We start from the raw sequence: 11,244 nt of genomic DNA, 5'->3' as shown, positions 1-11,244 counted from the left end.
AATGACAATATAAGCCAACTGAAATACTTACTATTGTGAAAAAGACAAAATAAATTACTGTTGATTAGATATTCCTTAATAATGCTCATCATTTACCATTGACCTTATAATTATTGTTCTTTTTTTGGATTGTTGCTGTTTTTGCCGCTTTTAATAGAATCTTGCTTTACATGATTTTCATCTAAAATTTTAAAAAACATTTGAACTTGAATTACTAACAAACTAAAAACTCATCCTATTATGTTTAAAAACCATTTTCGAAAAAAAATTCATAAAAGTAAAAGGGGCATTATGTCCTTATTTACTTTTATCTGTTTTACTTCATTGTCTTACGCACAGACAGTCACTGTAAGTGGTACTGTAACAGACGATTTAAACGCGCCACTTATTGGGGCCAATATTTTGATTAAAGGGACAACCAAAGGCGTAGTCGCCGATTTTGATGGAAATTTTTCCATCGAAACTGCGAGTGATGCCATATTGGTGGTCTCGTACACAGGCTTTGCTTCGAAAGAAATACCCGTAGATGGTCAAACGACAATAGCGGTGCAATTATTTCCAGATGCAGCCGCCTTGGACGAGGTGGTCATAATTGGGTATGGTTCGCGAAAACGAAGTGATGTAACCGGAGCTGTTAGTTCGGTAAATACTCAGTATATTGAGCAACAGTCTGCAGGCGATGCGACGAGGGCTTTACAAGGTAGTGCATCTGGAGTTACCGTAGTTTCTTCTGCGAGGCCTGGTGTTCAGGCTCAGGTTAGAATTCGAGGTTTGGGTACTATCAATGGTAACGGGCCTTTATATGTGGTCGATGGTGTTTTCGGGGCGCAACTACCCCCTACCAACCAAATAGAATCCATGCAAGTACTTAAAGATGCCTCATCAACTGCCATATATGGAGCTAGAGGAGCCAACGGTGTCGTTCTGATTACCACGAAAACGGGTAGAACAGGACAGAAAGCCAAAGTAGAGCTCAACGTAAGAACAGGAATTGGTACGGCAAACTCAAGATATGACTTGGTCACGGATCCTGTACTGATTGGCCAGCAGATTTGGTTAGAACAAACAAATGATGGTATTGCTCCGAACAGTGCACATTTCAATTTTGACCCGAATAATATTCAGGGCACTACGGTCAATGACTATTTGTTTCCAAATGGTGCGTCTATAGGAGATCCTTCTACTGATCCTTCTTTATATGTTGAACGTGATTATCCAATAACGTTGACTAATCAAGAAGGTACCGATTGGCTTAAAGAGCTTTATCAGCCAGCGCCTATAACCGATGTCACTCTTTCCGTAACCGGAGGATCTGAAAAAACGACCTACGCCTTAAGTGGTAACTACTTTAAGGAAGAGGGCGTCTTGCGATACAATTCATTCGACAGATATGCCTTTCGAGCAAATGCCGATTCTCAAGTTAAAGACTGGTTGAAAATTGGACAACGCTTGGGAGTTACTTTAACTGAATCAAAAGGTAATACGGCAGATTTTAATACTATTGTAGAAACAAGCCCATTAATTCCTGTACGTGATATTGCAGGCAACTTTGCCGGAGGTATAGTCGGAGGCGGCTTGAATGATGGGCCAAACCCCTTGGGAAACAATTTTCGGGAACGAAAAGATAAGAGAACCACGATAAATGCTACTGGTAATTTTTATGTTGAGGTAAAACCAATAAAAAATATTGCAGTTAAAACCCTCTTTGGCTACAATACCAGCTGGTATTCCAATTTCGATCCAAGATTTGCCGACCCGGAAAATACCAATGGTACAACGGGCAGTACCTTGAATGAGACCAGAGGTAAAAACCTGACTTGGAACTGGACGAATACCATAAACTATAGCAAAACATTCAATGAGCTCCATAATTTTGAGCTGTTATTGGGAACGGAGGCTACACGCTTTGAATTTGATCAAATAAATGCGGGGAGAGAAGGTTTTATTTCAACGGACGACGATTTTTTTCAATTGAGTTCAGGTTCCGACAATCAAACGAATGGTTCGGCCGCAGCAGCATGGGCGCTCAACTCCTATTTTGGTCGGGCGTATTATTCATACGATGATAAATACATGTTGGAGGCTACTATTCGGCGTGATGGATCATCAAGATTCGGATCGAACAATAGATGGGGTAATTTTCCGGCCGTATCAGGTGGATGGGTTGTCTCTCGGGAAAATTTCTTGGCCGATAGCAGTTGGTTAAGCTACTTAAAATTAAGAGCTGGTTGGGGACAATCTGGGAACGACCAAATCGGTAACTACAATGGCTTTTCTACGTTTGGTTCCGATTTAGGAGCGTCGTTCTATGGTATTGGGGGTGCGGATGGCACCATAATCCAAGGAGTCCAAACAACCGCTATCGGTAATCCCGATGCGAAATGGGAGACCACCACATCGACCAACTTTGCAGTAGACGCTACCTTGTTCAATCGAGTTAATATGACTCTGGATGTTTGGAGCAAGGATACCTCTGATATGCTATTTCCCGTTGCCATACCCGCAGTGGAAGGTATTGCTAACGCGCCATCTGTAAATATAGGGGATATGGAAAACAAGGGTATTGATCTCGAGCTAAGTTACAGAGGCGGAGGCTCAGATGATGGCGATTTCAAATATACGGTTGGCCTTATCTTTTCCCAGTATAGAAATCAAATTACTCGGTTATCCGACAATGAAGATGAGTTCATTGTTGGAAGCGAACAACGTGCACAACGTTATACGAGGGCAGAGACGGGTACAGCGTTTCCTGAATTCTTCGGCTACATTGTCGATGGCATTTTCCAATCACAGGCGGAAGCTGACGGTCACGCACCGAATGGGGATTATAACCAACCTGGAAATCTTATCATTCGTGACGTTGATGGTGATGGAGAAATCACGCCCGATGACAGAACCTATATCGGTAATCCAAATCCGGATTTTACAGCTGGATTGAACCTAAGGTTGGAATACAAGAACTTTGATTTCACAGCAAGTCTGTATACCAGTCAGGGCAACGATGCGATCAACTACTATAATCGTTTCACCAGGTACGGTTTATTTCAGGGTCCAAAAAGTGCCGATAGGCTATTTCGATCATGGGGAAGCCCTTTCTTGGCCAACAATGCAGATGCCGTACTGCCAAAAGCTTCATCCCAAACAAGTTTTGAACAAAATACGCATTCAGATTTGGTGGAAGATGCATCCTTCATCCGATTGCAAAATGCTCAAATTGGCTTTAACTTACCTGATAAAATATTGAATGATTTAGACATTTCATCGATGCGCGTTTATGTCATGGGAACCAATTTATTTACTATTAGTGATTATTCTGGTTTAGATGCGGAGATTTTTGTTGACAATGAAATTGACCGAGGCCTCGACAGAGGCAATTGGCCAGCCCCGAGGCAAATCATATTGGGTCTAGATATTAAATTATAAATTGTTTGAAAAATAAAATTGAGAAAGATGAAAAAAACACATTTTACAATCGGAATTCTAAGTGCCATAATGCTGCTTCTAGGTGCATGTAGCAAGGAATTTTTGGAGGAAAAACCAAAAGGGGCAGTTAGTGAGGCCACTTTAGCTAATGAAAATGGGGTGGATCTATTGCTTATTGGGGCGTACTCGAGAATTGATGGTTATGCCGCAGGAGAAGTCGGTGGTACGGGAGGCGCTTCGGCCACAAACTGGGTTTGGGGCGATGTAACATCTGATGATATGCACCGTGGGGATCAAACCGGTGGATGGTCGCCAATCAACCTGATTGAAAGGTATGAGGTGGATGCCGCCAATCCTTGGGTAGATGAACTTTGGATCGCCAATTTTGATGGAGTTGCCAGAGCTAACGATGCTCTGAAAATATTACGCCAAGCAAGTGAAAATATCGATGCTGCCAGAGCAACTCAGTTAGAGGCTGAAGCAAGGTGGCTAAGGGCATGGTACTATTTTCAATTGCGTTCAAAAATTGAAAAAGTTCCCTATATCACAGAAGATATGGTAGCAAGGGAAGTCGCCAATGATCGTGAGATTTGGGACGATATTGAAGCGGACTTGCAATGGGGCATAGATAATAATATGGACGAAGATCCGGAAATAGGCCGCGCTTCACGTTGGGCAGCGAAAGCCTTAAAGGCACGAGTTCATTTATTTCAGCAAGAGTTCGCAGAAGCTAAGCCCCTTTTGGATGATATCATCAACAATGGACCATTTACACTTATGGACCATTTTTACGACAACTTTGACGAAGAAAAACAGAATAACGCCGAGAGCATTTTTGAGGTTCAATATACCGTAAATGACGGTGCAGGGGATGCAAATTCCGGAATTGATCATAGAACATTGTTTCCAAGAGGAGCGGATGTAGGTCTGTGTTGTGCTTACAGCGCGCCTTCTTTTGACCTTTTCAATGCTTTTAAAGTTGATGCTGATGGTTTGCCGCTATTGGACACTTTTCAAGATGATCTGCTCTTGGAAGACTATGGTCTACTGGACACAGAACCCTTTACTCCTACCGATGTCGCCTTGGACCCTAGGGTTGATTGGACCATTGGGCGTAGAGGTATTCCATTTTTAGACTGGGGGCCAATGTCAGGTAGCGATTGGATGTTAGATCAGGCGGGCATGGGACCTTTCTTGAACAAGAAAATCATGTTCTACAAAAGAAATTTCAAAACCATTTCCATTTCGAGCCCCACTTGGTCTGCAGGTTTAAATGGCAACAACTGGCGCTTGTTTAGATTGAGCCATGTTATTTTATGGAGAGCCGAAGTCGCAGCTGAGGAAAATGATTTGGAGACCGCCAAGAACATGGTCAATATGATACGGGAGAGAGCACAAGATGATCTTGTAATGGGCAAAGTCAACAACACCACCTTTGAAAGCGGTTTTGTATTGGACATCGATGAAAATCAACCTGCAGCGAACTATAATCTTGGATTGTATGCTTCATTTCCTAATCAAGATTATGCACGAAAGGCAATATATCATGAAATGCGACTGGAGTTCGCCCTTGAAGGAATGCGTTTTCAAGACCTCGTGCGTTGGGGTATCGATGATGAGGTTATTCCGCAATACCTACAATCCGAACTCTCTAATGGCAAGTTACCTTGGTTGCAAGGGGCGGCATATACACCAGGCCAAGACGATCACTTTCCAGTTCCTCAGACACAAATCGATTTACAACCGGGAATATTGACCCAAGATCCATCGTATTGATAATAACATAATAGAGTAATCTCTATTAAGTTTTTGTTGAGTTAGTTTGAGAGCGGCCCTTAGTTGGGCCGCTTTTTTTTATAATTTATGTGAAAATTTAATTCTGAAGTTCAATAATGGCAAGACTGATATCTCCACAAATATGAACGGAATTTACCAATCTAAATGAACATACTATTTGAAATAGATTGGTATATTTAAGTGAGGTAGGAGAAATTCAACATTAAATGAAAAAAGCAATTAATTTTTGTCTTAGAAACTTTTGCTTCATTAGCACACTGCTACTTATTATACCGATTTTCGGCCAACCTCCCGATTTAAAATTTGAACACTTCATCGATGATAAGGGCCTTTCACAAAGTTCTGTGATGAAGGTGCTTCAAGACAGGGAGGGATATTTGTGGATGGCCACGCCGAACGGTCTTTATAAATATGATGGTAAGACTTTCACGATATATAGACACGAGGCCAATAATCCCAATAGTCTTATTAATAACTCCGTTTATGAGTTAGAATTGGATTCATCGGGCAATATTCTTATAGGAACTGGAAGTGGCCTTAGCAAGTTCAATCAGATTACCGAGACGTTTACAACTTTCCCGACTGTATTAAGAGACAAGCGAATCAGTGCCATTTACCCTGAAGAAGATGGGTCGCTCTGGGTTGGCACTTTACATTCCGGGCTTTATCACTTCAAAGGCTCTGACATAACTGGAGAGAAACCGGAGCGTTACCTACATCAACCCAATATCGCTTCAAGTATCAATAGCAATCAAATTCATTCCATTACCAAAGATGGTGAAGGAAATTTATGGGTGGGTACGGTCAATGGTGTGAACAAGATGAAAAAGGATTCCGAAAATGGGTTTATCCAGTTTGATGTACTGAATGAAAGTGTAAAATCACTGTTTTTGGACAGGAAAAGCAGATTATGGATTGGTTTGGAAGGGCTTTTGCTCTTCTGTATAGAACATCCTGAAAATTTCGATTCCCCTGAACAAACCAACTTCAAAAAATTTGATTTCGACCTTGAACTTACTGATAAGGCGGAATACGGAGGTTTGATAGCCATCAATCAGGCCTCAGGAGACAATCTATGGTTGGGAATACATGGTGTGGGCCTCTATTGGTTCAATTCTCAAAACGGCGTGTATAAACTTTATGCGCCCGATGTGTTGGATACCCAAAGCTTAAGCAGTACGAAAGTAGAAACTGTATTGGTAGATCGTTTTAATGTACTATGGGTCGGTACCGAAGAAGGTGGATTGAACAAATGTGATCTGGAAAAAAAAGATATAGCCTTTTTAAGGAAGAATGTCTTATCGAAAAATTCCCTGAGTAACCCGTCGGTCAATGCAATTATTCAGGGCGGGCAGAATTCGATTTGGGTAGGCTCGGAAAATGGCCTCAATCATATTGATTTCACCAGTGGGAATTTTGAAGAGCCAAGCTTTAGACACTACTATCTTAACAATGAATGGGCCCGCACTGAAAAGGCTATTCAACAACCTATTTGGTCCATTTTGAATGATCAGGACGATGATTATTGGGTAAGCGGTGCAGATGGTATTACCCATATGACGGTAGATCCAAAAACAAAGAAAGCCGTCTTTCATCAAAATGGATTCAATGAAATGATTGAGGTTTTTTCTTCCCTAGAAGACAGTGAAGGCAACTTATGGTTCGGTTCTTTTGTCGAGGGTTTGGTAAAGTGGAAAAAGAGAAAACTTCCAAATAGCAAATTGTTCGATTTTTCAGAGGCGGAATACTATTTAGCGAATCAAGATAAAGAAGGCAGCATAAGTGGCAGTGAAATCAGTTGTCTTTATGAAGATAGTAAAGGGAATATTTGGGTAGGCACTTTGCAAGGGGGTCTGAATTTGGTGGTTCCAGGAAAAAATGGTCAGCGAGATACTTTTATTTCTTACCAGCACGATCCTGAAAACTCAAATTCCCTTAGCCATAACTCGGTCTTTTCCATACATGAAGATAAAAACGGCAACTACTGGATCGGTACTTTCGGAGGAGGTTTGAATAAAATGCAACTTTCGGAAACCGCCGACGGACAACCAAAATTTAAAAATTACACGGAGGATGACGGACTGGCCAACGACGCCATTTACGGAATCCTTGAAGATGAAGATGGCAAATTATGGATAAGCACTGACAATGGCGTTTCTAGTTTTGACCCTAAAACGGAAGTCTTTAAAAATATCAATAAGGAAGATGGGTTACAAGGCAACAATTTTAGAAAGAATGCCTACTTTAAAAATGAAGACGGTTATCTCTTTTTCGGCGGTTTTAAGGGATTGAATATATTTCATCCCAATAATCTAAAGGATAATACCATTCCCGCCATCCCTAAGATAACTACCTTCAAAATAAAAAATGAAACAGTTAATGTGGGCCAAAAAATCAATGGCCGTGTCCTTTTGAATCGGTCGCTATCTACCTTAAATGGGGAAGAAATTGTTCTGTATCATGATGAGAGTGCACTTACTTTTGAATTTGCCGCTCTTCATTTTGCCGCACCTGAAAAAAACCGATTTTCATATAAGCTTGAGGGATTTGATGATGATTGGCATAATTCAAAAGAAACATCATTTGCCCACTATACCAATCTGTCACCGGGAGAATATGCATTTAAAGTAAAAGCTGCCAATAACGATGGTATTTGGAACGAAACACCAGCAAGCCTGAAGTTCAGTATTTCACCACCATTTTGGATGACGGGATGGGCGTTCTTGCTGTATGCCTTGGCCTTGACACTTATTTTTCTTGGAATCAGGTCCTATTTTCATCTAAAGGCCAAGGAAAGAACAGCCATCAAAGTGCAACACGAAATTGAAAAGGCCAATAAGCTCAAGCTTCAATTTTTCACGAATATTTCACATGATTTTAAAACCCCGATTACGCTCATAATGAATCCGCTGGAAGAGATTTTGGAGGAGCTTGATATTAGCAACTCGTTGCGAAAGAAGTTGGGTGTCATGCAAAGAAATGCGGACTACCTCTTACGGTTAGTCAATCAATTGATGGAGTTCAGAAAAATCGAAGTAGGCGAAACCAAATTGGTGGCGACCAAATCGAATATTGTTCATTTTGTTAGGGAGATAACATTTTCCTTCAAGGCATTGGCATCAAAGAAAAATATAGATTTGGTTTTTGAAAGTCAATTATATGCCTTCGACATATGGTTCGATTGGGACAAACTGGAAAAAGTGCTGAATAATTTGATTTCCAATGCCGTAAAGTTCACAGATGAAGGCGGGAACATCATCGTGCGTCTATTTAGTCCGAAAGACAACTCAACTATTTATATTAAGGGTGGCGAAATAAAATCTGAATATGTCTGTATTGAAATTGAGGATAATGGCCCAGGCATACCCCATGATCAGCAGCCTCACATTTTTGAACGATTCTATCAGGTAAATAAAACTGCTGAAACTGCTTCCAAATCGGGTTCAGGTATTGGATTGGCTATCACCAAAGATTTGATGGACTTGCATTATGGAAGTGTAGAGGTAGATTCAAAAATGGGAGAAGGATCCAGGTTCATATTGAAGCTTCCTACGGGGAGGGAACATTTATTGCCAGAAGAAATAGCAGCATTTTCAGAACCTGAAAAGCAGACCGTTTCATTGGTGTCGAAGGTAACATTGAATGAATCCGAAAAAGCCAAGAAGAAAGTCCATCTTAAAAAGAAATCGGTACTGGTCGTAGATGACAACGAAGATATTAGGTCTTTGGTCAAAAACGGATTGCATAAAAAATACCACGTCTTGGAAGCCGATACCGGTAAGATTGGCCTAAAAATAGTTCTACAAGAATTGCCAGATCTAATTATTAGTGATGTGCTAATGCCGGAAATGGATGGAATCGAGTTTTGCGATCGGCTCAAATCCAATATCCGAACCAAACATATCCCGATAATCTTGCTTACCGCCTTGAATTCCGTTGAACATAGAATTGAAGGAATTGAGTCGGGAGCCGATGCCTATATTCCGAAACCCTTTAAAATGAAGCTGTTGTCTATCACAGTTGATAAGCTTATAGAGTCTTGGGAATCTATTCGGCTTCGATTCATGACAAAGGAGCAACTGACCCCAAAGGAAGTTGTTCTGGATTCTGAGGATAAAAAGTTTTTAGATAGAATAATGGAACTCATGGAAGAACAAATGAGCAATGAAAATTATCAAATCGAGCAATTGGTCGATGATATGCATACAAGCCGATCGACTTTTTTCAGAAGACTTAAAAAACTAACGGGCCAACCCCCGAACGATTTTATACGAATGATACGTTTACAAAGAGCAGCACAGCTATTGGAACAGGGAGAACTAAGTATTGCCGAAGTCAGTTACAAAGTAGGTTTTAACGACCCCAATTATTTTGGAAAGTGTTTTCGTAAGCAGTTTGGCGAGGCTCCGTCAAGGTATCTTTCAAAAAGTGAAGTTTAAACACATTGCACATCTAGGCAGGACGTACTTTCAATCAAATTCTTCCGAGTCAAGTGTGACCGAGTTTATATGTCGATTAAAATGAAAATGAAGACCATATATAGTTGTCTAATCATTGGACTCATTTTTTCCTGCCAAGAAAAAAAGGAGCCAATCTCAAAAAATAGACCCAATATCGTATTTATCATCGCGGATGATGTCAATTGGAATGATGTCGGTGCCTACGGGAACCATGTAGTGCGAACTCCGAATATAGATCAATTGGCAAAAGACGGGATGCTTTTTACCCAGGCCTTTTTGACGACCAGCTCTTGCAGTCCCAGTAGAACGAGCATCATTAGTGGATTGTACCCGCATAATACCGATGCCGAACAACTCGCATGGCCCCTCCCCGATGGAAAAAAAACATTTGTAAAAGAGCTACAAAATTCGGGATATTGGACAGGTTTGGCGGGAAAACATCACTTAGGGCAATCTGTCGATGACGATTTTGATACCATTTATGAAATGCAATGGAAAGATGCCCCTAGCGGCCTTGATCGTCGCTTGGTTGGCGATGGAAGTGGTTGTGACGATTGGGTCAAATTACTTCGAAGCAGGGACAAGGACAAACCATTTTTTACGTGGTTGGCATCCTTTGATGCACATAGGCCTTTCTATGAAAATAGTATTGATAACCCTCACAATCCGGAAGATGTAATTTTACCGCCTTATCATCCTGATAAGGAAAAAGTTAGAAAGGACTACGCTTTGTACTATGACGAAATTAGCCGACTCGACGATTACGTCGGCAAGGTCGTTTCAGAATTGAAAAGGCAAGGCGTTAGTGACAACACGATGATTTTATTTATCACAGATAATGGCAGAGCCTTTCCTAGAGATAAAACCACCCTCTACGAAGGGGGAATTAAAACCCCATGGATTATTAAATGGCCCGCTAAAATCAAAGCAGGCAGTAGAAGTGATAATTTAATAAGCTCGATAGATATTGCACCGACTTTTATGAAAATTGCCGGGTTGAGGCCATTGCCTGAATTTGAGGGATTGAATTTTACCGCACTCCTAAACGAAGAGGCAGAACCTATACGAGATGAGATTTATGCTGAAGATCATTTTCATGATTTCGAAGATTATACGAGAGCCATCCGGACAAATAAATACAAGTATATAAAGAATTTCTACCCCGATTTACCCAACACCCCTTCCGCGGATATCATTAGGGACTTGACTTGGAAAAGCATGATAAGTGAGCGGGAGAAAGGTAATTTGAACGAAGCCCAAATGGGGTGTTTTATAACGCCAAGACCCAATGAAGAACTCTACAATATTTTGGCAGACCCTCACGAGTTGAACAATCTTGCTGAGAGCGATGCTCACAAAGAAGTGCTATCGGACATGCGTTCAAGGTTAAATCGAATGCGTGAATTGACAAATGATACACTCCCACTGGCCCGCACCCCTGATGATTTTATTAGGGATACCGGATTACCGACCAAGTACCGTATTCGACCAAGGCCATCGAAGGAAGTATATATGAACGCGCTTTTGTCGGGTAAAACTTTGACCAATCCTGATTTTGAGTAAT

Annotated in this window: 4 protein-coding genes; all 4 read left to right on the top strand. The window is 41.0% G+C overall.

Annotated features, from left to right (window positions below; translation table 11 throughout):
- Positions 1 to 291: 291 nt before the first annotated feature.
- The 4 genes from DZC72_RS12990 to DZC72_RS12975 all read left to right on the top strand — a co-directional run bounded on the left by DZC72_RS12990 (position 292) and on the right by DZC72_RS12975 (position 11,243).
- Positions 292 to 3,423, top strand: coding sequence for a SusC/RagA family TonB-linked outer membrane protein (locus DZC72_RS12990; RefSeq protein ID WP_243641738.1), 3,132 nt, complete (start codon positions 292 to 294; stop codon positions 3,421 to 3,423).
- 27 nt (positions 3,424 to 3,450) lie between these two features.
- Positions 3,451 to 5,199, top strand: a complete 1,749-nt coding sequence (locus tag DZC72_RS12985; protein WP_125223340.1) for a RagB/SusD family nutrient uptake outer membrane protein — start codon at positions 3,451 to 3,453, stop codon at positions 5,197 to 5,199.
- 227 nt (positions 5,200 to 5,426) lie between these two features.
- Positions 5,427 to 9,659: a hybrid sensor histidine kinase/response regulator transcription factor gene (locus DZC72_RS12980; protein WP_125223339.1), complete on the top strand. Its 4,233-nt coding sequence runs from the start codon at positions 5,427 to 5,429 to the stop codon at positions 9,657 to 9,659.
- Between the two features lie 87 nt (positions 9,660 to 9,746).
- Complete coding sequence (locus DZC72_RS12975) at positions 9,747 to 11,243, top strand: sulfatase family protein (RefSeq protein WP_125223338.1); 1,497 nt, start codon at positions 9,747 to 9,749, stop codon at positions 11,241 to 11,243.
- Position 11,244: the final 1 nt, after the last annotated feature.

The sequence above is a fragment of the Maribacter algicola genome, assembly GCF_003933245.1.
In the GTDB taxonomy this organism is placed as follows: Bacteria; Bacteroidota; Bacteroidia; order Flavobacteriales; family Flavobacteriaceae; genus Maribacter; species Maribacter algicola.
This window is presented reverse-complemented; position numbering and strand designations above follow the sequence as displayed.